Annotated in this window: 21 protein-coding genes and 1 riboswitch; of the genes, 15 read left to right on the plus strand and 6 right to left on the minus strand. The window is 70.3% G+C overall.

The window, feature by feature from the left end; translation table 11 throughout:
• The first annotated feature begins 21 nt into the window (after positions 1 to 21).
• From Y958_RS19790 to Y958_RS19845, 12 genes are all read left to right on the plus strand, one after another.
• Positions 22 to 402: a flagellar export chaperone FliS gene (locus tag Y958_RS19790; RefSeq protein ID WP_004273370.1), complete on the plus strand. Its 381-nt coding sequence runs from the start codon at positions 22 to 24 to the stop codon at positions 400 to 402.
• 232 nt (positions 403 to 634) lie between these two features.
• Complete coding sequence (locus Y958_RS19795; RefSeq protein WP_186291359.1) at positions 635 to 1330, plus strand: sigma-70 family RNA polymerase sigma factor; 696 nt, start codon at positions 635 to 637, stop codon at positions 1328 to 1330.
• Complete coding sequence (locus tag Y958_RS19800) at positions 1320 to 1730, plus strand: hypothetical protein (protein ID WP_088873631.1); 411 nt, start codon at positions 1320 to 1322, stop codon at positions 1728 to 1730. Before Y958_RS19795 ends, Y958_RS19800 begins: the two co-directional genes overlap by 11 nt.
• Before the next feature lie 386 nt (positions 1731 to 2116).
• A complete protein-coding gene (locus Y958_RS19805) occupies positions 2117 to 3427 on the plus strand; it encodes a Xaa-Pro dipeptidase (RefSeq protein ID WP_186291360.1) in 1311 nt (436 codons plus the stop codon).
• Positions 3428 to 3621: 194 nt separating this feature from the next.
• Complete coding sequence (locus Y958_RS19810) at positions 3622 to 4053, plus strand: protein tyrosine phosphatase family protein (RefSeq protein ID WP_211098629.1); 432 nt, start codon at positions 3622 to 3624, stop codon at positions 4051 to 4053.
• Positions 4054 to 4102: 49 nt separating this feature from the next.
• Entirely contained in the window at positions 4103 to 4411 is a 309-nt protein-coding gene (locus Y958_RS19815) for a hypothetical protein (RefSeq protein ID WP_145727676.1), read from the plus strand.
• 167 nt (positions 4412 to 4578) lie between these two features.
• Positions 4579 to 5793, plus strand: coding sequence for a molybdopterin-dependent oxidoreductase (locus tag Y958_RS19820; protein ID WP_088873633.1), 1215 nt, complete (start codon positions 4579 to 4581; stop codon positions 5791 to 5793).
• Positions 5794 to 5809: 16 nt separating this feature from the next.
• Positions 5810 to 6148 carry a cytochrome c gene (locus Y958_RS19825; protein WP_186291361.1) on the plus strand — a complete coding sequence of 113 codons (339 nt, stop codon included), beginning with the start codon at positions 5810 to 5812 and terminating at the stop codon, positions 6146 to 6148.
• A gap of 86 nt (positions 6149 to 6234) precedes the next feature.
• Entirely contained in the window at positions 6235 to 7563 is a 1329-nt protein-coding gene (locus Y958_RS19830; protein WP_145727677.1) for a lysozyme inhibitor LprI family protein, read from the plus strand.
• 81 nt (positions 7564 to 7644) lie between these two features.
• Positions 7645 to 9006, plus strand: a complete 1362-nt coding sequence (locus Y958_RS19835; RefSeq protein ID WP_186291362.1) for a lysozyme inhibitor LprI family protein — start codon at positions 7645 to 7647, stop codon at positions 9004 to 9006.
• Positions 9007 to 9105: 99 nt separating this feature from the next.
• A riboswitch (TPP riboswitch) is annotated at positions 9106 to 9216 on the plus strand.
• Positions 9217 to 9386: 170 nt separating this feature from the next.
• On the plus strand, positions 9387 to 11240 hold the full coding sequence (thiC, locus tag Y958_RS19840; protein ID WP_088873636.1) for a phosphomethylpyrimidine synthase ThiC: 1854 nt from the start codon (positions 9387 to 9389) through the stop codon (positions 11238 to 11240).
• Between the two features lie 150 nt (positions 11241 to 11390).
• Positions 11391 to 12035, plus strand: coding sequence for a glutathione S-transferase family protein (locus Y958_RS19845; protein ID WP_088873637.1), 645 nt, complete (start codon positions 11391 to 11393; stop codon positions 12033 to 12035).
• A gap of 19 nt (positions 12036 to 12054) precedes the next feature.
• On the opposite strand, the gene Y958_RS19850 is transcribed toward Y958_RS19845, so the two are convergent.
• The gene (locus Y958_RS19850) at positions 12055 to 12720 is read right to left on the minus strand and encodes a TetR/AcrR family transcriptional regulator (RefSeq protein WP_088873638.1); all 666 of its coding nucleotides are present in this window, start codon (positions 12718 to 12720) and stop codon (positions 12055 to 12057) included.
• A gap of 79 nt (positions 12721 to 12799) precedes the next feature.
• Here Y958_RS19850 and Y958_RS19855 point away from each other — a divergent pair, with 79 nt between their 5' ends.
• Positions 12800 to 13954, plus strand: a complete 1155-nt coding sequence (locus tag Y958_RS19855; protein WP_088873639.1) for an FAD-dependent oxidoreductase — start codon at positions 12800 to 12802, stop codon at positions 13952 to 13954.
• Here the strand turns inward: Y958_RS19855 and Y958_RS19860 are convergent.
• The 3 genes from Y958_RS19860 to Y958_RS19870 are packed head-to-tail and all read right to left on the minus strand — an operon-like array spanning position 13937 to position 18088.
• Positions 13937 to 15088, minus strand: a complete 1152-nt coding sequence (locus Y958_RS19860) for a glycoside hydrolase family 99-like domain-containing protein (RefSeq protein WP_088873640.1) — start codon at positions 15086 to 15088, stop codon at positions 13937 to 13939. The two genes, Y958_RS19855 and Y958_RS19860, sit on opposite strands and share 18 nt — an antisense overlap.
• Entirely contained in the window at positions 15085 to 16566 is a 1482-nt protein-coding gene (locus Y958_RS19865) for a glycosyltransferase family 9 protein (RefSeq protein WP_088873641.1), read from the minus strand. The genes Y958_RS19860 and Y958_RS19865 overlap by 4 nt, the downstream gene beginning before the upstream one ends.
• 16 nt (positions 16567 to 16582) lie before the next feature.
• Positions 16583 to 18088 carry a glycosyltransferase family 9 protein gene (locus tag Y958_RS19870; RefSeq protein ID WP_088873642.1) on the minus strand — a complete coding sequence of 502 codons (1506 nt, stop codon included), beginning with the start codon at positions 18086 to 18088 and terminating at the stop codon, positions 16583 to 16585.
• A gap of 192 nt (positions 18089 to 18280) precedes the next feature.
• Here Y958_RS19870 and Y958_RS19875 point away from each other — a divergent pair, with 192 nt between their 5' ends.
• A complete protein-coding gene (locus tag Y958_RS19875; protein ID WP_088873643.1) occupies positions 18281 to 20236 on the plus strand; it encodes a tetratricopeptide repeat protein in 1956 nt (651 codons plus the stop codon).
• Positions 20237 to 20341: 105 nt separating this feature from the next.
• On the opposite strand, the gene Y958_RS19880 is transcribed toward Y958_RS19875, so the two are convergent.
• Complete coding sequence (locus Y958_RS19880) at positions 20342 to 20848, minus strand: TIGR00645 family protein (RefSeq protein ID WP_088873644.1); 507 nt, start codon at positions 20846 to 20848, stop codon at positions 20342 to 20344.
• A 114-nt stretch (positions 20849 to 20962) separates the two neighbouring features.
• Positions 20963 to 21730 (minus strand): EF-hand domain-containing protein, encoded by a 768-nt coding sequence (locus Y958_RS19885; RefSeq protein ID WP_186291363.1) that lies wholly within the window; start codon positions 21728 to 21730, stop codon positions 20963 to 20965.
• 435 nt (positions 21731 to 22165) lie between these two features.
• Between Y958_RS19885 and Y958_RS19890 the strand changes: the two genes are divergently transcribed.
• Positions 22166 to 23098 (plus strand): MlaA family lipoprotein, encoded by a 933-nt coding sequence (locus tag Y958_RS19890; protein ID WP_244909474.1) that lies wholly within the window; start codon positions 22166 to 22168, stop codon positions 23096 to 23098.
• Positions 23099 to 23302 lie beyond the last annotated feature (204 nt).

Consider the following 23302-nt stretch of genomic DNA (forward strand, 5'->3'; position numbering starts at 1 on the left):
CAGAGAGTGAAAAGAGCGGCCATGAACCACACCGCGTTCCAGCGCGCCTCCAGCGCCTACGGATCGGCCAAGCAGACCCTGCCCCCCCACAAGCTGGTAGAGGCGCTGCAGGACCGTGCGCTGCAGCTGTGCACCTCCGCCGAGCGCCACGCCACCGCCGGCCAGTTCGACCGCTTCCATGCCGACATCGTGCATGCGATCCGCATCTACACCGGCCTGCAGGTGGTCATGACCAACCAGGTGGGCGGCCCCAGCGGCAAGGCGCTGAGCCAGCTCTATGGCGCCTTCATCCTGGCGCTGGGCCGGGCGGCCGGCGGCCGCGACGTGCCCGGCCGCGTGCGCCGCATCCAGGAACGCTTGGCGCTGCACCGGCGGCTGTGGGCGAAGCCGCCCAAGAATTGAGGAATATGCGGCCAGGGTATGCCGTTTTGGGGAACAACCGACGGGCTTCCGCCCCGTTTAACGTACACCATCCGAAGGTCCGCGCGGGGGCGGGGGGCAATCGGACGGGGCCTGGAGGGCAGCGGGGACCGCCTTCGGGCAGAGCGTGTTGAGCAATGGAAACCCAGGGACGGCGGCAGCGGCCCCCGGGCGGGCCAAAAAGACGGGCCAAAAAGAAGAGATGGCGGTGACGATGACAAGCTCCTCTTACTCACGCGGCGGCCCCGCCGGCGCGGTCCTGAACCCCGGGGCCTTGGACGCACGGGGCCGGGACGCGGGCGCCCTGACCGTGCTGACGCCCATCCTGGACGGCGGCGATCTGGGCAACGCCACGGACGAGACGCTGATGGCCCTGTTGAAGACGGGGAACGTCGACGCCTACCGCCTGCTGATCCGCCGATACTTCCGCCGCCTGTACGCCGTGGCCCGCCGCATCCTGCCCAACGACAGCGACGCCGAGGACGTGGTGCAGGACGCCTTCCTGCAGGTGTGGAACCATCGCGAGACCTGGCAGCCCATCAGCGCCAAGTTCACCACCTGGATCCATCGCATCGTCATCAACCGCTGTATCGACTACCGGCGGCGACCAGCGGAAAACACGCTGGAACTGACCGAAGACATCATGGACGACAGTCAAAGTTTTGATGAAATCGTCCTTGAAAAGGAATTGGCCACAGTTTTGCACACAGCACGGCAACGACTTCCGGCTAGTCAGCAGGTGGCGCTGGCCCTATATTACGACCAATCGATGTCCGCCGCCGAAGTGGCGGCGGCCATGAACACCACCGTCGTGGCGGCGGAGGCCCTGCTGAAGCGCGCGCGCCAGCGCCTTCGCACCGCTTTCCGCAAGACCGCCATACGGCCCCGGGATGCTTTTGATGACGCCTGAGGAACTCGACGACCTGCTGTGCCAGTACGGGGCCCAGCTTCGCGCTTGGCCGGTCGAGCACCAGCGGGCCGTCACGGCCTTGCTGTGGGCCTCCCCCCAGGCCAGAGAGCGGGTGCGCGAGATGCGCCGCCTGGAGGCGATGATCGCCGACGGCGCGCCGGAACTGGAACCGCCGCCGGGCATGCTGGAGCGGGTGGAGCGGACGCTGATGGGCGCCGCGCTCAAGGACTGGAAGCCGCCCGCCCCGGCATCGGCCCGGGGCGCGTCCGCGTCGGTTTTTTTTGGGTCTTCCGGGGCGGCACCCGCCCAGCCGGCATCGTCCGCCGCCGCCAACAGCGACACGGATCAGATCCCACCCGCCCGAGGGCGGCGGCAGGTCCCCGAACCCCATCGCGACTGATCCCCGACGCCCCGGGGCGCCCCCGCCCGGCCCTCTCGCCACTGGCCGGTCGGTGGAATGCCCCGTCGCGCCCGGTCGCGCCCTCGACGGCATCCGGACGGATATGGAACCCCAATTTGGGAGGAGGAAGGTGAGCCCGCGCCTTTGGCGCCGGGCTTTGCCAGGTGGCTGTTTTGAACACCACGACCCTTGCACGCGCGGACGCCGCCAACCTGTCGCCCATTCCTGACATTTTTTTAATGAAGGCGTTTTCGTCGCAGACAGTCTGGCGCCCGCGACCTGATCGGCGCCCATAACGTCCCATTGTCACGTTGACGCCGCCCGGCCGCACCGGCACTTTCCGGCCAATGCTGTATCCAAAATCCAAAGAATGGGGGCTCCACATCATGACCAATCGCGCGACGCGGCCTATCGGCCTGGCCCGGCGTCTGCTGGCCGGCCTCAGCCTGGCCGCCCTGATGGCGGCGGGTGCTGCCCAGGCCGACACCGTGCTGGTGACGGCCGACCATCTGGTCGACGTGCTGGCGGGCAAGGTGGTGGACCGGCCGGCGGTGCTGATCGTCGACGGCCGCATCACGGTGGTGGGCGCGCAGGGGACGGTGACGGCGCCGGCCGACGCCCGCACGGTGGCCCTGCCCGGCCTGACCCTGCTGCCCGGCCTGATCGACATGCACACCCACATGACCAGCCAGCCCACCTGGAACGGCTATGAATCGCTGGGCGTCACCACCGCCGACAAGGCCATCGCCGGTGTCGCCAACGCCAAGGTCACGCTGATGGCCGGCTTCACCGCCGTGCGCAACGTGGGCGCCGACGCCTTCACCGACGTGGCCCTGCGCAACGCCATCGACAGCGGCCTGGTGCCCGGCCCCCGCATGAAGGTCTCCGGCCCCCTGCTGGGCGCCACCGGCGGCCATTGCGATGAGAACCTGCTGCCCGCCGACTATGGCCGCGTGGGCGAGGGTGTGGCCGACAGCCCCTGGGGCATGGTGCAGAAAGTGCGCTGGGTGAAGAAGTTCGGCGCCGACCTGGTGAAGGTCTGCGCCACCGGCGGCGTGCTGTCCAAGGGCGACAGCCCGGGCGCGCAACAGTTGTCGCAGGAGGAGCTGGACGCCATCGCCAAGGAGGCCCACGCCCTGGGCATGAAGGTGGCCGCCCACGCCCACGGCACCGACGGCATCAAGGCCGCCATCCGCGCCGGCATCGACACCATCGAGCATGCCAGCCTGATCGACGACGAGGGCATCGAGATGGCCAAGAAGCGCGGCACCTGGCTGGGCATGGACATCTACAACGACGACTACATCCTGGCGGAAGGCGCCAAGGTGGGCATGCTGCCGGAAAGCCTGGAGAAGGAGCGCAAGATCGGCCGGGTGCAGCGCGAGAACTTCGCCAAGGCGGTGAAGGCCGGCGCCAAGATGATCTACAGCACCGACGCCGGCGTCTATCCGCACGGCGACAACGGCAAGCAGTTCGCCAAGATGGTGCAGTGGGGCATGACCCCGCTGGAGGCCATCCGCGCCGCCACCCGCAACGCGGCCGAGGCCATGGGCACCGCCCAGGACATCGGCGCCGTGGCCGTGGGCCGCTACGGCGACCTGGTGGCGGTGAAGGGCGACCCGCTGGCCGACGTCACCCTGCTGGAGCACATCCCCGTGGTGATCAAGGGCGGCGAGGTAGTTAAGGACCAGCGCTGAGTTTTTCCCTCAGGCGGCGGGCGCGGGCATCCGCCCGCTTGCCTCACGGGCCCATTTACGAGACAGGGCCGGCCCGGGCCGGCTGTCGCCGGCCTGAGATGCGCATAAGGGATATAAGCCGACACTGGAACCGGGCGGGCGAATGGGGGTAGCTTCTCCCCCGACCCCGCCCGCTTATCCGGAGCCCCAAGCCCATGCTGACCCCCCGTCCCCTGACCGACAGCCTCAGCGTCGCCCCGCAGATCGAGGAGGCGGACTTCGCCCAGGCCAAGGCGCTGGGCTTCCGCACCATCATCAACAACCGCCCCGACGGGGAAGAGCCGGGGCAACTGACCTCCGCCCGGGGGGCCGAGTTGGCCAAGGAGGCCGGCCTGGACTACGTGTACCTGCCGGTCAACCAGTCGAACCTGGGCCCGCAGACGGCGGCTGCCTTTGCCGAGGCCCTGGCCAATCTGCCGGGCCCGGTGCTGGCCCACTGCCGGTCCGGCACGCGCAGCACCATCCTGTGGTCGCTGGGCGCCGCCGCCAACGGGACGCCGGTGAACGAGATCATCGAGGCCGCCGGCCGCCAGGGCTATGACCTGTCGCCCTATGCCGGCGCCCTGGAAAGCCTGGCGCGCGGCTGAGCTTGATTCCATCCGCCGATTAATCGTCAACATTGATCAACATATCGCCATGACCCGCCGCATCACCCTGGCGCTGGCCGCCTTGTTGGCCGCCGCCCCCATCGCCGCCACCGCCCTGCCGGCGGCGGCGCAAGGTCCCGCCTGCACCCGCCCCGACCGCCCGAAGCTGCCCCCCGGCAAGAAGTCCAAGGGCCCGGAAATGGAGGCGGCGGAGAAGAAGGTGGGCGACTACACAACCAAGATGACCGCCTACCTGAAGTGCCTGGACAAGGCCAAGACCGACGCCATGACCGAGCACAAGGGCGTGATCGAGGAATGGAACGGCGTCATCGACGCCTACAAGAAGAACCCCGGCTGAGCATCCGGCCCGCCGCCGGCCCAGCCACAATTGTTCCTTTAGACCGAACGGTACAATGCCGACAAAGCATTGGATAGATCGGTCATCCTGCTTCTCAATAGGCCGGACAACCATGCCGGGACACACGGTCCCGGCCATGGCGCCATCCATTGAGGAGGGTCGGAACCATGGACCAAAGCCATCGGGTTCCCATGATCGGCAGGCGGGGGTTCATCGCGGGTGCCGCCGCCCTGGGCGCGTTGCACCACCCCACCGGGGCGCTAGGCGCCATGGCGCGCGACGCGGACGAGGCCGTGTTCACCACGGCCTTCCCGCAAAAGGGGCGGATGATCCTGCAGCGGACCCGCCCGCCCCTGCTGGAAACACCGTTCGAGGTGTTCGACCAGGGCGTCTACACCCCCAACGACCGGTTCTTCGTGCGCTGGCACTGGGCGGGCATTCCCGAACAGGTGGACGTGGCCACCTTCACGCTGACGGTGCACGGCCATGTGGACCGGCCCCTGACCCTGGGCCTGGGTGAGCTGCTGGCCATGCCGCGCATCGAGTACGCGGCGGTCAACCAATGCTCCGGCAATTCGCGCAGCCTGTTCAGCCCCCGCGTCGGCGGGGCCCAGTGGCGCCACGGGGCCATGGGCAACGCCCGCTGGGTGGGCGTCCCGCTGAAGGCCGTGCTGGACCGGGCCGGCGTCAAGGCCGGCGCCGTGGCCATCCGCGCCCGGGGCCTGGACGAGCCCGTCGTGCCCGACGCCCCCGCCTTCGCCAAATCCCTGGCCATCGACCACGCCCGGGATGGCGAGGTCATGATCGCCTTCCAGATGAATGGCGAGCAATTGCCCCTGCTGAACGGCTTCCCCCTGCGGTTGGTGGTGCCGGGCTGGTATTCCACCTACTGGGTCAAGATGCTGAGCGATATCGAGGTGCTGGCGGCGCCCGACGACCAGTACTGGACCAAAATGGCGTACCGCATCCCGGACACACCGCACGCGTCGGTGGCGCCGGGGCAGGCCGGCTATGCCCAGGTTCCCATCAACCGCATGGTGCCGCGTTCCTTCATCACCAACCTGGTGGACGGCGCGCAGGTGGCGGCGGGCAAGCCCCTGGCCCTGCGCGGCCTGGCCTTCGGCGGCGACCAGGGGGTGGCGAAGGTGGAGGTGTCCGCCGATGGTGGCGGGACCTGGAGGCAGGCCCAGCTGGCCCAGGACGAGGGACGCTACAGCTTCCGCCAATGGCACCTCGCCGCCCCCGGCCCCACCGCAGGCCCGGTGCGGTTGATGGCCCGCTGCACCAACACCGCCGGGGAGACCCAGCCCCTGGAGGCGAACTGGAACCCCAACGGCTTCATGCGCAACGTGGTCGAGACGACCACGCTGACAGCCGCCTGACGGAGGAGGTCGCACCATGAACCGCGCCCGAATTCTTCTGGCTATCGCCACCGCCGGCCTAGCCACGCCCGCCTTCGCCGCATCCGACATCACCACGGTCATGGGGCCCGGGGGCGTCACCCTGCGGTCCGTAACCGTGGACCTGCCCCAGTCGGACCGGGAGTTCCCCGGCGCCGACGCGGCGGCCATCAACAACAACTGCCTGACCTGCCATTCGGCCGGCATGGTGTTGAGGCAGCCCCCCTTCCCCCGGGAGAAGTGGGCGGAGATCGTGAACAAGATGATCCAGACCTACAAGGCGCCCATCGACGCCGGCGACGTCCCGGCCATCGTCGACTATCTGGCGAAGCGGTAGGAGGGCGGGGCAAACGATCCTGTGGCAATCGCGGGCGTGATGCCTGATCTTGTCGGCCCCGCCGCCGACCCAGGTTGCCCAGTACCGTGATCAGACACCGTGTTCTGCCCGCCATCGCCGCCGCCCTCCTGCTGGCGCCGCCGGCCTTGTCGGCCGCCCCCTGCGCCACGGCGGGCACGCGCACGGAACGGATGATTTGCGCCAACCCGGCGCTGCGGGCGGAAGGTGCCGAAATCGCGCGCCTGTACAGGCAGGCCGTCGCCAAGGCGGGTGCGCACACGGCCGCCGTGATCGCCGAGCAGGCGCGCTGGCTGGCGACGCGCGACCGGCTGTGCGGCGACCTGGCACCGGCGGATGACGAACGGGCGCGGACCTGCCTGGCGCGCGCCCTGCCCCTGCGCCGCGCCGCCCTGGCGGTGCAGGCGGCCAAGCCGGGTCAGCCCTTCTGCGACCGCGCCGCCGCCACCCTTGCCGCCGCGCGCGGGCTGGACGGCGGCCCGCCCGTGGGCGACCTGGATGAGCAGCTCATCGGTGCCGGCCTGCTGACCCCGGCGCCGGAGCAGGAACTGACCCAGGCGTGGCGCGACCGGCTGCCGCCGGAGGCAACGCAGGACGCCGGCGACCAGATGGCCGTGGTGCCCTTCGGCCGCGCCCATGTGGCGGTGACGGCGCTGGACGACGCCGCATCGTGCACCAGCTTCAGCGTCCATTGGCTGGACACGGCCGGCAACGGCGGCCCCGCCCTGCCGCCGCCCGAGACCCGCCCGGCGGACAAGCCGGCCTATTGCTGGTCGGAAAGCGCCGGCTTCGGCCTGGACGCCACCGACGCCCCGGTCTTCTTCGCCCAGGATTCCGGCCCCAGCCGCCCCATGGCCCGTCCCACCCGCACCGACATCCGCATCCGCGCCGTGCATCGCGACCGTTGGGGGGCGGCCTGTCGCATCGAGGCGACCTACCAGACCGAGTTCCGCCTGGGCGACGGCCGCTGCGCTGCCGACGCCGCGACCTGCAAGGCCCTGGCCGAGGCCACCCCGCGCTGGGCCACCGCCCTGGCCGCCAGCCCCTGGTCCATCGGCGCCGACCATCCGCCGGGCCGCCCTGACTATCCCGCCCTGGACGGCCTGGCGCCCTATACCGGCCCCTTCGTCCCCGCCTTCCTGACCATTCCCAGCGTCAAGGGCTGGACCTACACCGGCCTGCCCAATTTCGAGGAGGAGGCACCCCTGCTGCACTGGCAGAGCCCCGGCGGGCCGCTGATCCTGCGCCTGTCGCCCGGCATGCTGAACTGGCGCCCCGGCCCCATGATCCTGGGCGCCTGGCGGCGGAAGGGCGACACCCTGACCCCGGTGGCGGCCTACACCATCAACCAGGTGCGGGTTGGCGTGCCGGCGGTGACGATGGCGGCCCGGCCCTGAGGCCCGCCGTCAGCACCTATGGCGTTCCTGGCAAAGATGTTTAATTCTGTCGGCAACCTCCACCACCGGTTGCCTACCGCCGTGAACCGCCTTCCCGCCCTGATCACCGCCGCGCTGTTTCTTTCCGGCACCGCCCTGGCCGCCGGCCCCAGCTTTGACTGCGCCGCCGCCAAGACGCCGACCGAGCGGGCGATTTGCGCTGATCCGAAGCTGGCGGACCAGGATAGGGAGGTCGCGCGGCTTTACGGGCAAGTGTTGACCCAGGCCGGCACGGACGTGGCGGCACTGGTCGGCGAACAGCGTCGATGGCTGGCCACACGGGACCGCCTGTGCCAAGGGCCCGCCAAGCCGACGTCGCCCCTGACGGTCGGGTGGCCGACAGAGGCGGAATGCCTGTCCCAAACGATGATCCTACGCCAGGCGGCGCTGACGGCCCTGAGCAAAGGGGAAGGTGACCCGTCGTTTTGCCCTCGCGCTTCGATGACGCTGACCCTGGCCCGCACCGCTGACGATGCGCCGCTTCAAATTCCCCTGGATCGGCAGATGATCGCCGCCGGGCTCGTGGTTCCGGCGCCTGAGGAAAAGCTAAGCCCCGCTTGGCGCCATCGGCTGCCGGCGGCGGCGGTCCGGCGCCGGGGCGACGCCATAGCCATCATTCCCTTCGGGTCCTCGCATGTGGCGGTGACGGCAACGGGGGGCACGGCCGATTGCGTCAGCGTCACCGCCTTTCCTTTGGAGGCCAACGGGAAAGCCGGCCCTGCCCTGCCGCGGCCGGAAAACCGCGCCCAGCCCTATTGCTGGACGGAAACCGTCGGCTTCGGCACGGACGGCGGCGGACGGCCGCTGTTCTTCACCCAGAACGCGAACAGCGTCCGGGCCAAAGCCGGCCCCGAACGCTCAACCCTGTTCATCCGCCTGGCCAGGAAAGACCGCTGGGGCGATTCCTGCAACCTCGAGGTGACCTATCAGGCTGCCTACCGTCTGGGCGAAGGCACCTGCATTGCCAGCGCGCCCGTCTGCCAAGCCTTGCGGCAAGCGGCCCCCATTTGGGCGGCCACGCTGGGCGCCAGCCCGTGGGTGGCGGAGGGCCCTTTTCATCCGGCTGGCGGGCCCGCCTACCCCGCCCTCTCCAATCTGACACCCCAGGAGACGGATGGCGCAGGGCCGGAAGGGACCTACGATGTGCCGGATTTTCCCGGATGGCACTATCGCGGCTTGTCGGCGTTCGAGATGTCGTCACCATTGATGACCTGGCAAAGCCCGGATGGGCCGCTGACCGTGCGCATCGCACCCGGCACCGTGGGCTGGCGGGTGGGCGCCATGATCTTGGGCGTCTGGCAGGGGCAAGGCGACTCCCTGACACCCGTGGCCGGCTACGTCATCGACCAGGTGCGCGTCGGTCACCCCAGCATCAAGACCGTCTCCTCCGTCCAAATCTACTGAGGCGAACCCATCGGCGGAACGGAACGTCGCCCAACCATTCCCCCACCGCCCCATTTTCCCGCCCATTGACACCCGTACCCTCGGGCGCGCACAGTGCGGCCTTCGTTCCAGGGGTGCGCCGGAGGGCGCTGAGATCCGCGGAGAGACGCGGGGACCCTTTGAACCTGATCCGGATCGTACCGGCGTAGGGATGGGAACAGGGGCCTTCGCGTATCTACCCGCCACCGGGACCACACGCGCATCCGCCCTGTAGGCCGCGACCGCAGCGGCCGTTTTCCTTCCTCCCCATCGTCGTTGCCCCGGGTTGGCGACATGTGACGTGCCGGACGCATCAGCGGCCAGAGAGCCAAGGGCGCCGGACTACGGAGGAGCACGACCCTATGCCCGATACCCTGACCCCGGCCGCGATTCCGGGAAGCGACGGCTTCGCCGTCACCACCGGGCCCCTGCCCGCCTCCCGCAAGGTCCACATCCCGGGCACCCTGCACCCCGACCTGCGCGTGGCCATGCGCGAGATCGACCTGAGCCCCAGCGCCAATGAGCCGCCGGTGCGCGTCTATGACCCGTCCGGCCCCTACACCGACCCGGCGGTGACCACCGACATCCGCCTGGGCCTGGCCGAGCTGCGCCGCCCCTGGGTCGAAGGGCGGGGCGATGTGGAGCGCTATGAAGGTCGCGCCATCAAGGCGGTGGACAACGGGTTGAGGGAGGGCGAGAGCAGCCCCGTGCCGGTGTTCGACCGCGCCGGCCGCCTGCCCCTGCGCGCCAAGGACGGCAAGGCTGTCACCCAGCTGGCCTACGCCCGCGCCGGCATCGTGACGCCGGAGATGGAATACGTCGCCATCCGCGAGAACCTGGGGCGCCAAGCGCTGAAGGAACAGCTGGAGCGCGACGGCGAGAGCTTCGGGGCATCCATCCCGGACTTCGTGACGCCGGAGTTCGTGCGGGATGAGATCGCGCGCGGCCGCGCCATCATCCCCAACAACATCAACCACCCGGAATCGGAGCCGATGGCCATCGGCCGCAACTTCCTGGTCAAGATCAACGCCAACATCGGCAATTCCGCCGTCACCTCCTCCGTCGCGGAAGAGGTGGACAAGCTGGTGTGGTCCATCCGCTGGGGTGCCGACACGGTCATGGACCTGTCCACCGGCCGCAACATTCACACCATCCGCGAATGGATCATCCGCAACGCCCCCGTGCCCATCGGCACCGTGCCTATCTACCAGGCGCTGGAGAAGGTGAACGGCAAGGCCGAGGACCTGACGTGGGAGGTGTTCCGCGACACCCTGATCGAGCAGTGCGAGCAGGGCGTGGACTATTTCACCATCCATGCCGGCGTGCGCCTGGCCCACATCCCCCTGACGGCCAAGCGCGTCACCGGCATCGTCTCGCGCGGCGGGTCCATCATGGCCAAGTGGTGCCTGGCGCACCACAAGGAGAACTTCCTCTACACCCGCTTTGAGGAAATCTGCCAGATCATGAAGGCCTATGACGTGGCCTTCTCGCTGGGCGACGGCCTGCGCCCCGGCAGCATCGCCGACGCCAACGACGCCGCCCAGTTCGCCGAGCTGAAGACCCTGGGCGAGCTGACTCAGATCGCCTGGAAGCACGACGTGCAGGTGATGATCGAGGGCCCGGGCCATGTGCCCATGCACAAGATCAAGGAGAACATGGACCTGCAGCTGAAGTGGTGCGGCGAGGCGCCGTTCTACACGCTGGGGCCGCTCACCACCGACATCGCGCCGGGCTATGACCACATCACCAGCGCCATCGGCGCAGCCCAGATCGGCTGGTTCGGCACCGCCATGCTCTGCTACGTCACGCCCAAGGAGCATCTGGGCCTGCCCGACCGCGACGACGTGAAGGTGGGTGTCGTCACCTACAAGATCGCGGCGCACGCGGCCGACCTGGCCAAGGGCCACCCCGCCGCACGGCTGCGCGACGACGCCCTCAGCCGCGCCCGGTTCGAGTTCCGCTGGCGCGACCAGTTCAACCTGTCGCTGGACCCGGAAACGGCGGAGAAGTTCCACGACCAGACCCTGCCCGCCGACGGCGCCAAGCTGGCGCACTTCTGCAGCATGTGCGGACCGAAGTTCTGTTCCATGAAGATCAGCCAGGAGGTGCGCGACCTGGCCGGCGTGGAAGGCAGCTTCGTCGAAGCCGAGAAGGGCATGGCCGAGATGTCGGAGGCCTTCCTGGCGCAGGGTGCTGAGATTTATCACACGCCCTGAGGCACGCATCCCGGGTTCAGCATTCCGAAGTCCGTTCAATCCCCACCGGTACCCCGCCGGTGGGGATTGTCCTTTGTGCCGGGCCGTGTCCTGATGCGGCGGACCACGGGTTCAGACAGGCACGGGTTCAGACAGGGAGGATCGTGGACGATGATCACCGTCTTCGGCGAAGGAAGGGGCTTTCGCGTCGTCTGGCTGCTGGAGGAAATGGGGCTGCCCTATCGGCTAAGGCCGGTGGATCTGCTCGCCGGCGTCGAGAATGATCCGGAGTACCTGGCCATCAACCCGGCCGGCTTCATCCCGGCGCTCCAGGACGGCGATGCCACCCTGGTCGAGTCCATCGCGATCATGGAATATCTGATCGCGCGGTACGGACCCACGCCGCTGGCGCCGGCCGCGCAGGATCCCGCCTTCCCCGGCTATCAGCAATTCCTGCACCTGGGCGAAGCCGGCCTCGCCGCGTCGATGTACTTCGTCGTCGTCAGCCGCAACCTGGCGCCCGAGGCGGAGCGCCGAAACTGGGGCGCCCTCAAGGCGCTGGAGGTGTTCGAGAGCCGGCTGGGACTGGTGACGCGCCAGCTGGCGCGCGCGCCCTACATGGCCGGCGAGACGTTCACGGCGGCCGACATTTCCGTGACCTACGCACTTGAGTTCGCCCAGCGGGCCGGCGGCTACACCCTCAACGAGGCGCAGCGCGCCTATATCGCCCGCACCAGCGGCCGCGACGCCTATCGGCGGGCCATGGACACCTGCCAGGCCACCAAGGCCTGGGCCGCCGCCGCGATGGTGTCGTGATCCGCCGCCGGGGAGCCGCCTATCGCACCGTCCCGATACCGGCCAGGATGAGGTCGATGCCGGCCAGGAACTGGTCACGGTCATCGTGCGCGGCCAGCTGCGGCGCCACCTGGCGCAGGAAGGGATAGTCGGCCGGATCCAGCCGCGCCCACCCCCCGGCGATGTCCGCCAGCGCCGCCGACCGATCCGTCCCCGGCGCCTGCAGGCGCGCGTTTGCCGCGTTCTGCCCGGCGGCGCCGAAGATATAGGTCACCAGCGCCGACCAGGCGTTGAACCATGCCCCTTCCGGCACACCCAGCGCCCGCACCCGCCCGCCTATGGCCTCAAACACCCGCAGCATCGCCGGCTGCCACGGCGCGCGGGAGAACTGGGCGCCCACCCAAGGGTGCGCGTCGATGGCATCGAACATGCCCAAGGCGATGACCCGGATGGCCGCGCGCGGGTCCGCCTCACCGCCTCCCACACCGGACATGGCCTGTGTGACGACATGGTCGGTGGCCGCCGCCAACAGCGCGTCCTTGTCGGCGACATGCCAGTAGATGGCCCCGCTGCCCGTCGCCAGGCGGGCCGCCAGCGCGCGGAAGGTCAAGGCGCCCTCGCCGCCTGCGTCGAGGATGGCGATCGCCGCCTCCACGATCCTTTCCCTGGAAAGCGCGTCCGCGCGGCGGTCAGTCCGTTTCGTCATGGGATCATCTTGACATTCATGGAACGATGTTCCAATTGATATCTATGGAACGTCGTTCCAGTCCCTCTGAGGAAGCAAGATGACGACACCCGTCACCATCGTCGGCGCCGGCCTGGGCGGTCTCACCCTCGCCCGTGTGCTGCATGTCCACGGCATCCCCGCGATCGTTTATGAGGCGGAGGCGTCGGCCGGCGCCCGCACGCAGGGCGGCATGCTGGACATCCATGAGCGGGACGGTCAGCTGGCGCTGAAGGCCGCCGGCCTGTTCGACCCGTTTCGCGCCCTGATCCATCCCGGTGGGGAGGCGTCGCGGGTGCTGGCCCCCCAGGGCGCCGTGCTGATGGACCAGCCGGACGACGGCAGGGGCGGCCGGCCCGAGGTGCTGCGGGGGGAGCTGCGGCGCCTGCTGCTGGATAGCCTGCCGGCGGAAACCGTCCGGTGGGGCCGGAAGCTCACCGGCGTCACGACGCTGGGTGACGGGCGGCATGAACTGACCTTCACGGACGGGGCCCGCGTGACCACCGGCCTGCTGGTCGGGGCCGACGGCGCCTGGTCCAAGGTGCGGCCGCTGCTGTCGGACGCCACGCCCGCCTATGCCGGCGCCACCTTCATCGACACCTACCTATTCGATGCCGACGCGCGGTATCCGGCGACGGCCCAGGCAGTGGGCGGCGGTGGGATGTTCGCCATGGCGCCCGGCCAGGGCATCTTCGCCCACCGTGAGCCGGGCGGCACGCTGCACGCCTATATCGGCCTAAGGCGGCCGGCCGAGTGGATCGCCGCCATCGACTTCGGCGACGCGGCCGCCGCGAAGGCAAGGCTCGCCGCCGAGTTCGACGGCTGGGCCCCGGCCCTGACCACGCTGATCACCCACAGCGACACGCCGCCCGTGCCCCGCCTGCTCCACACCCTGCCCATCGGCCACCGCTGGGACCGGGTGCCCGGCGTAACGCTGCTGGGGGACGCAGCCCACCTGGCGCCGCCGGCCGGCGAAGGCGCCAACCTGGCCATGCTGGACGGTGCTGAGCTGGCGCAGGCCATCGCGTCCCATCCCGGCAATATCGAGACGGCGCTGGCCGCGTATGAATCCCTGATGTTCCCGCGTGGCGCGGCAGCGGCGGCCGGCGCGCACCACATCCTGGACCTCTGCCTGGGCGACAGCGCGCCCTTCGGCTTGCTCGACTTCTTCGCCGGCGCTTTCTCACAGGGTGAACCATCAGGCCGAGACGGATAACTCCTCCTCAATCTCGCGGCACAGCGCGGCGACGGCATCGTAATCCACACCGGGCGAGTTGCCGGGGGTGGGTTCGCCCACCCGGGTCAGGGCGACATAGCCGCCCTGGCGGATGCCGTTGGCGGTCTCATCCAGCACGGTGCTGCCGAACTGGGTGGTGGGTTCGATCTGGCTGCGCTGGCGCCAGTGGTTCCAGCTGTCGATGAAGACCAGCCGCTCCGCTTCCGGGAAGTGCTGGGCGACATGGACCATGGCCCCGGCCAGGAAGCGGCGGTAGAGCACGGAGCTGGTGCTGGCCAGCAGCGTCGCCCCGCCCTGGGGATGGTCGGGCCAGTCGGCGAAGTCCAGCACCACGCGGGGGAAGACCTTGCCCCGGCTGGGACGATCGACCATGCGGCTGTTCACGAACTGCGCATAGCTCATGATGGTGTCGTCGAACATGCCGCCGTCGGCGTGCCCCGCCTCCGCCTGCAGGAAGGTGTAGCCGTTCAGCAGCTCCGCCGGCTTGCAGGAGCGCCACTGCGCCGGGCCGGGGTCCAGCAGGGCGTCGAAGCCGGCATCCAGCAGGCCGCCGCGCGCCTCCGCCGCCGTGGCGACGAGGTAGAGGCCGCCCAGGCCGGCGGCCACGGCCGCGTGGCGCAGCAGGGCCACTGTGCCCGCCGGGTCGGGCAGCGTATAGGGCTCGTTCACCACCAGCAGCTGGCGGCCATCCGCCAACAAAGGGCTGAAGCCGGCGATAGCCGCCATCAGCGCGGCGGCATCGGAAGCCGGGTCGCCCACCGGCGCCGGCGTCCAGCGGAAGGCCAGGCCGAAATCGTCATCGCACCAGACGTCCAGGCATTCCGCCCCCGTGAGGTAGCCGCCCTCAAACCGGTGGCAATCCAGGACGAGACCGCCGATGCCGGTGGCGCGCGCCACCGCCACCACCCGGCCGGCGCCGGCCGCGTCCGCCAAATCGTAGCGCCCCAGCGCCTTGCCCGGTTGCAGCAGGGGGCTGTGATGACGGCGGGCGGGGTAGGCGTCCAGCGCCCGCGCCCAGGGATCACCGCTGCCCAGCGCCTGCCACAGCGGGCCGGACGACTGAAAGCGGGCGTCGAAGAAGGCCAGGACGCGCAGGTTCAGGGGCGGGGTCATGCCGCGTCTCCTCTTTCACGGACGGGGGTGCCATAGGCCTCCGCCGCCACGGCCAAGATGGCGGCCACCAAGTCGGCGGGCGCCGGGTGGTTGCGGCAGTCGGGCCCCTCATCCAACGGGCAGGCCCTGTAGCCGCCGCAGGGGGCGCAGGGCAGCGCCGGCGTAGGCAGACGATAGCCCGCACGCCGGGGGGCGTCGGAATTGCCGGGGAAGGTGGGACCGAACACCGCCACGGTGGGATGCCCCAGGATCTGGCTGGCGAAATGCAGGGGGAAGCTGTCGACGCTAACCACGACGTGATGCTGGCGGATCAGGGCCGCCAGCCGGCCGGTGCTGCCAGCGCTGGTCGGGGTAGCGCCGTCCCCGGCCAGCCCTGGCGCGTCCAGCACTGTGACGGCGCAGCCCAAGCGGACCAGGGCCCGGACCAGCACCCGGGCTTGAGCGCTGGGATAGGCCTTCAGGGGCCAGCCGCCGGACAGCTGCATCAGCACCCGCAAGGGCGCCGGCGGCAGGGTGCAGCGGCTGGCCTTTACGGGCGCGCGGCGGTAGAGCGTGTCCTGCAGCGTCGCCACCGGATCGCCCAGGGCGAAGCGCGCCTGGTCCACCAGGTTGAAGGGCGTGCGGGAATAGGATTTGGAGAAGCGGCAATAGACCATGAAGGTCTCGGCCCACACCTCAGGGTCGATGTGCACCAGGCTGTCCAGATAATAGCGGCCGTCCGACACATCCCCCGTGCGGCTGACGGGCGGGATGTCCAGCACGATGGGCTCCAGCCGGTTGCCGCAATCCCGGAAGATGTCGAGGTAGTCGCGGCAGACCACCTGGCGCTGAAAAGCCAGCTGCCCCGCCGGCACCAGGCGGGAGGCCAGGCTGAAGAACAGCACGTCGCCGGCGTGGCCCGGGTGGTGGGCGGCGAAGGGCAGCCGGCGCCAGTCCGCCCGCGTGCGGATCAGCCGCACGGCATCGGCGCATTGCGTGCGCCAGGCGGCCAGATTGTCGCCCAGGATATAGCCCTGGGCGGTGATCTTGGGCAGGGGCGCCAGCGGCTTCAGCGGCGTCTGGCGCCGGGGCACGATCTGGCCAGTCAGTTGCGACAGCAGCTGCGCGTCCGTCGCCGCGCGGTTGGCGGACAGCAGGCACAGGAAACGGCCCAGGCCCTGGTCGAACAGGGCGCGCGGCAGGACGTAGGCGACGGGAAAGGTCTCCGCGTCCGTCAGCACGCAGGGACAGCGCAGGGTGTCGCCGCCGCGCAGCAGGTCGGCCAGCCGGGCGCCGCGCGAGGCCAGCAGCGGGTTGCTGACCACCACCGCGTCGGCCCCGGGCACGCGCGCCAGGGTGCGGCGCGCCACCTCCCACACATAACGGCCGGGGGGTGAGGTGGCGCTGTCCAGCAGTTCCCCCCGCGATAGCTCGCCCATGGAGTAGCGGAAGTCGAAGGCCTCCATCCGGCCGCCGGTGATTGCGACGCCGCCCAGCATGGTCCCTGCTCCCTCCCTACGCCGCGTCGCCCAGGCCCAGGCCCAGGACAGAGGCCGGGCCGGCGCCGTAGACCTCGGCGGCCACCTCCAGGATGGCGGCCACCAACTGGGCCGGGCGCGGCTGGTTGGCGCAGTCGCGGGTCATCAGCACCGGGCAATAGTCCAGGCAGCCGCAGGGGCCGCAGGGCAAGGCGGGGGCCGGTAGGCGGTAACCCGGGCGCCGGGGCGCATCGGAATTCCCCGGGGCGGTGCAGCCGAAGATGGCGACGGTGGGATGGCCCAGGATCTGGCTGGCGAAATGCAGGGGGAAGCTGTCGACGCTGAGGAAGACGTGATGGTCGGCCAGCAGGGCCTTCAACGCGCTGGTGCTGCCGGCCGTCACCACGGTGGCCCCGTCGGCCGCGGCGTCGGGCAGGTCGATGACGGTGACGGCGCAGCCCAGGTCGATCAGGGCACGGATCAGCACGCGCCTGTCCCTGGCCGGATAGGTCTTGAGGTCCCAGCCGCCGGTCAGCTGCATCAGCACCCGCAGGGGCGCGCTGGATAGCAGGGGTGCCGGGCGGTGCTGGACGGCGGACGGACGGGCATAGAGCGTGTCGGCGAAGGTGGCCACCGGGTCGCCCAGGCTGAACCGCGCATGGTCGATCAGGTTGAAGGGCGACTTGGCGTAGGCCTTGGAATAGCGGGAAAAGACGATGAAGCTCGCCTCATCCACCCCCGGCGGCAGGTGGGCCAGGCTGTCGATGAAATAGCGCCCGTCGCCCACGTCGGTGTTGCGCGGCGCCGGCGGGATGTCCAGCACGATGGGCGTCAGCCGGTTGCCGCAGTCCTGGAAGATGTCCAGGTAGGCCCGGCACACCACCTGGGACTGGAAGGCAAGATGCCCGTCCGGCACCAGGCGCGAGGCCAGGCTGAAGAACAGCACGTCGCCGGCATGGCCCGGGTGGTGGGCGGCGAAGGGCAGGTCGCGCCAATCGTCGCGCGCCCGCATCAGCTTCACGGCGTTGACGCACTGGACCAGCCAGGCCTCCAGGTTGTCGCCCAGGATGAAGCCCTGGGGCGTGCTTTCCGGCAGGGACCCAATGGCGCGCAAGGTGGTGGGCCGGCGGGGCACGAAGCCGCCGCCCGTCAGGCGCGACAGCAGCTGGGCGTCGGCGGCGGAGCGGCTGACCGACAGCAGGCAGAGGAAGCGGCCCAGTCCCTCGTCCAGCAGTCGGCGCGGCAGGATGTAGGCGATGGGGAAGGTGCCCTCGTCCGTCACCACGGCCGGGGCCGGCAGCGGCCCGCCGGCCAGCACCAGCTTGGCCAAGCGGCTGGCGCGGATGGGCAGGATGGGGTTGCTGACCACCACGGCGTCGGCGGCCGGACAGGCGGCCAGGGTGCGGCGCGCCACCTCCCACACATAGCGGCCGGGGGGCGTGGTGGCGCTGTCCAGGATGTCGTTGGGCGTGAGCGCGCCGGCGGAAAAGCGGAAGTCGAAGGACTCCACCCCGCCGGCCGTTATCGCCAGACTGCTCAGCATCGCCGCCCCCACGGATGAGCCAGCACCCCCGCCCCCCGGGCGGCGCCGACAAAAATAGATTCAATTTTAGCTACACGGACAGGGCCGCCAAAGCAGGCGCGGTATTTGCGCAAGGGGCGGCCGCCGCCCCGCCGGTGGTGGGCCGCCCGACTTGCCGCCACAGTGGGAGGATGGGGAAGCGGGGGCGGCGACATGACGGCGGTATCCAAGGAACGGTTGATGGTGTCGCCGGAACTGGCGGCCCTGTTCGGGCAGGCGCAGCACCATGACCGCGCCGGCCGCCTGGATGAGGCGGAAAGGCTGTGCCGCGTCATCCTGCGCCGCCTGCCCAACGAGACGGCCGTGCTGCACCTGCTGGGCGTCATCCTCTGCCGCACCCGGCGCCTGGTGGAGGGGGCGGAGATGCTGGCCGGCGTGGCGGCGGCCCAGCCCGGCAACATCCCGGCCCTGCGCGCCCTGGGCGACGCCTTCCACGCCCTGGGGCACCTGGCCGACAGCGTCATCGCCTACCAGCGCATCCTGTTCCTGCAGCCGGGCGACGCCGACGCGCACCTGCGCCTGGGCCTGTCGCGCCAGGCCCTGGGCCAACTGCCCGGCGCCATCGCCGCCTTCCGCATGGCCGCCGCCCTGAAGCCCGCCGACGCCGACATTCGCGTCACCCTGGGCATGGCGCTGGAGGCGGCGGGCGACGCGGCCGCCGCCCTGGCCGCCTATGCCGACGCCATCCGCCGCGACGCCGACAACGCCCCGGCCTTCCTGGGCCTGGGCAACGTGCTGGCCGACCAGGGGCGCACGGCGGAGGCCGCGGCCGCCTACGCCCGCGCCCTGCACCTGGCGCCCGACTGGCCGGACGCCCTGACCAACCTGGGCCTGGCCCTGCAGGCCGACGGCCAGCTGGACCAGGCGCTGGCCCTGCACCGCCGCGCCGCCCAGCTGGCGCCCGACGCCGCCAATGTCCACATGAACCTGGGCACCGCCCGGCAACTGGCGGGACAGGGGGCAGCGGCGGTGGACAGCTATCGCCGCGCCGTGGCCCTGGCGCCCGAGGACGCGACCTGCCTGTCCAACCTGGGCCAGGCCCTGGCGGAGCAAGGCCAAGTCACGGAGGCGCTGGCCGTCCACGGCCAGGCGGCCGCCCTGGCCCCCGACAACGGCGTGGTACGCTTCAACCAGGCGCTGGCCTGGCTGCTGGCCGGCGACGATGCGCGGGGCTGGCCCGCCTACGCCTGGCGCTGGCGCGGCGGGGTCGATGATTTGGCGGACCGGGGCTTCGCCGTACCCGAGTGGAAGGGGGAGGATCTCGCCGGCCGTACCCTGCTGGTGCATGCCGAGCAGGGCCTGGGCGACACCCTGCAATTCGTGCGCTTCCTCAGCCGCCTGCCCAGCGATGGCCGCGTCGTGCTGGAGGTGCAGCCGCCCCTGCTGGCCCTGCTGCGCGGCAGCTTGGCGCACAGAGATGTGGACGTGGTGGCGCGGGGGCGCCCCCTGCCCGCCTTCGGCCTGCATGTGCCGCTGATGAGCCTGCCGGCCGCACTGGGCATACAGGACGCCGCCGGGCTGGTGATGCCGGCGCCCTACCTCAAGGCCGAGGCCGATCGCGTCCGCGCCTGGGCAGAAAGGCTTGGTGGCAAACGGCTGGGCGCCGGCGCCCTCCATGTCGGCCTCGCCTGGTCAGGCAACCCCGGGCATCGGGCCGACCGGCTGCGCAGCATGTCCCTGGCCGACCTGGCCGGCCCGCTGGCGGCCTTGCCCGGCGTGACGCTGTGGCCCGTGCAGGCCGACCGCCGGCGGGGGGATGAGGAGGTGCTGGCGGCCCTGGGCGTGGCCGATGTAGCGCTGGACGGCTTCACCGACACCGCGGCATTGCTGACCGGGCTGGACCTGGTGATCACCGTGGACACGGCGGTGGCACACCTGGCCGGGGCGCTGGGCCGGCCCGTGTGGCTGCTGCTGCCCTATGCCCCTGACTGGCGCTGGCGCCTGAACAGCCAGGACACCCCCTGGTACCCCGCCACCCGCCTCTTCCGGCAGGAGCGGCAGGGCGACTGGGCCCCCGTCATCCGCCAGGTGGTGGCCGCCCTGAAGGCGCAGGAATCGGCACGCGCAGCCCTCGCCACCCCTAGCGGCACGCATTCTGTACCGCTGTAGGCCCCGACCGGGGCCGGCGGAGATTTCTGGGGAGCCGAAGGCGGACTGGAAATCGAGGATCAGCCAAAGCCGCGGATGCGGCTGCCGGCGCGTGAGGAACCCGTATCAGTGCCCCAGCTTGTGGGCCTTTTCCGTCAGGTAGTCCATCAGGGCCAGCAGCACGCCGGACGCGACGAACACCACGTGGATGACGGTGGACCACATCAGGTCGCGGTCGCTGTAGTCGCCGACGCTCATGAAGGCGCGCAGCAGCTGAATGCCGGAGATGGCGACGATGGAGGCGATGAGGCGCAGCTTCAGGCCGCCGAAATCCACCTCGCCCATCCATTCCAGGCGGTCGTGGTGGCTGGCCACGCTGATCTTGGAAACGAAATTCTCATAGCCGGCGAAGATCACCATCAGCACCAGGTTGGCGATCAGCGACAGGTCGATGAGCGACAGCAGGCCCAGGATGATCTCATGCGAGGTGGCGCTGGCCAGATGGTTGATCAGCTCCCACAGCTCATGGATGAAGCCCGCCAGGGGCAGCAGCAGGGCGATCACCAGGCCAAGATAGAGAGGGGCGAGCAGCCAGCGGCTGGCGAACAGCACGCTTTCGATCCACCGGTCCATGGGCGTCCTTCCGAAGGGCGACCGCCCGGCGGGCGGCCAAATGCTTGATCGGCGACGACATTACCCGATTCCGCCGGCCGATTTCGACCGCCTTCGTTGAGAGGGTGCCGGGACCTACATCCCGCCGGGACCGCCACCCCCCATGCCGCCGCGACCGCCGCCATGCCGGCCGCCGCCCATGCCCCCACCACCCATGCCGCCGCCCCGGCCACCGCCGCCCGGTTCCTGGGTGCTTAGGTCGACCTTCTCGATCTCCTCGATGGTCAGTTGGCCGTCATGGTTGGCGTCGATGACCTCGAACAGGGCGCGGGCGTAGGCGCGGAACTCATCGCGCGTCACGCGGAAGTCCAGGTTGGTGTCGGCGGCCATGATGGGGTCGACCCCACCCCGGCCGCCGCCGCCCATGCCCCCACCCATGCCGCCCGGCCCGCGACCGCCACCGGGAGGGGCGTCAGGCGGGGCGCCCTCGGGACCGGCGCCCGGGGCGCCGCCGTCAGGCCCGCCATGAGGGCCGCCCTCGGGGCCGCCTTCGGGACCACCACGCCCCATCATGGCCATGCGATCCGCCCGCCGCACCTTCTCCAGCTCGGTCACGTTCAGGGCGCCGTCGCCGTTCAGGTCGTAATGCGCGAAGACGGCGTCGGCCTCGGCCTGGAATTCGTCCCGCGACAGCTTGCCGTCCTGGTTGGTGTCCACCCGGTTGAACCAGGCGCGCAACGACACCTTGGCCGCGTCCTCCGACGTGGTGCGGCCCAGCGTCTGCCCCAGGGGCGTGGTGACCGTGTAGAAGGTCTTGTGGCTGGAACACGCCGCCGTCAGCGCCAAGGCGCCCAGTAGGGCCGGGCGAATCAGGGTGCGGCGACGTGCTGGGTGGCGATGCATCGGGTGTTCCTTCATGTTGCGCGCAACGCGCTGTCTTGAAACGGCCCCGGCCCCGTCGCCCCCCGGGGCGGCACGGGGACGCCGGCACCGGACCGGCGCTGGTAACCGGCCCTTGCACGCTTGAGGCCCCGCAAACTGTCGGGCTTCGGGCCGCAACGCAGACCATCCGCAGCATGATTTGGCCTGCCCCGTTGGTAAACAACGCTTTTACAACGCCCCCTAAATGGCAAAGCCGCCATGCGCGCGCGGCAACAGGGGCCCCGATTTTCTCATTTTTGCCGGGCGGGCGCACCGTTATGGTTAAGTCGGTGGCGGCGAGACAGGGTCGCGCCGTCCCATCCGCATGAGCGGGGCGCGCACGCCCCGTCCAGTCGGCATCCCACCCCTCCGGCCGGTTCCGGCCGTTCCTATCCCGCTGCTGGAGGCATCCCCCCGATGCTGCGTCCCGGTTTCCCCGTCGCTTCCACCACCGTTCCCACCCGGTCCCGCCGGCGCCTGGGCCTGACGGCCGCCGCCCTGCTGGGCATGCTGGCCCTGCCCGTGCTGTTGCCCGCCGGCGCCCATGCCCAGGACACCCAGCCGCAGCCGCCGCAGGCGGCGGTTACGCCTGACGCCCCGGCGCCGGACGGCGACGGCGCCCGCACCGAGGTGGCCGAGGCCAAGACGGCGGAGGCGCGCGCCGCCATCGCCGCCTCCCAGGAAGAGGACGCCAACGACCCGCTGGAGGGCATGAACCGCGCCATCTTCTGGTTCAACGAGGGCGTGGACACGGTGCTGCTGCGCCCCGCCGCCAAGGTCTATCGCACGGTGATGCCGGACTTCGCCCAGACGGGCATCCGCAACGTGCTGTGGAACCTGCGCTCCCCCCTGACCCTGGCCAACAAGCTGTTGCAAGGTGACTGGGACGGCGCCGAGGTCGCCACCGAGCGCTTCCTCATCAATTCCACCATCGGACTGGGCGGCCTGATCGACGTGGCGGGTGATCACGGCCTGACCTACGAGTATGAAAGCTTCGACCAGACGCTGGCGGTCTGGGGCGTGCCCGAAGGCTTCTATCTGGTGCTGCCCGTCCTGGGCCCCTCCACCCTGCGTGACGCCGTGGGCTTCGGTGTCGAGGCTTACGGCGACCCCGTGTCGCGCTACCTCAGCAACACCCACGACGATTGGGCCAGCTACACCCGCGCCGGCGTCTACGCCGTCGACCTGCGCGCCCAATACCTGGACGTGCTGGACGACATGAAGCGCAACAGCGTGGACTATTACGCCACCATGCGCTCGCTGTACCGCCAGCGGCAGAACAACTACATCCGCAACGGCAAGGTGGACCCGGACCAGTTCCCGTCCATCCCGGACTACGACAGCAAGTAAGCCCTCCCGTTCGGGCTAGAAGCGTAATCCTCAAGGCTTGGTGCACGGTTCGTCCCGCGCACCAGGCCTTGTGCATTTGGGCCCGTGGTGCCAAGGTCATTGTGATCACAAGCTTGGGGAAGGGGCGCGGCCAGCGCCCCGGCCCCGGCGTCCGTGGGAACAAGACCCCCCGAAGACGGGGTCACGCACGAGGAACAGGACCCA

This window comes from Nitrospirillum viridazoti CBAmc (assembly GCF_000730165.1).
Lineage (GTDB): Bacteria > Pseudomonadota > Alphaproteobacteria > Azospirillales > Azospirillaceae > Nitrospirillum > Nitrospirillum viridazoti.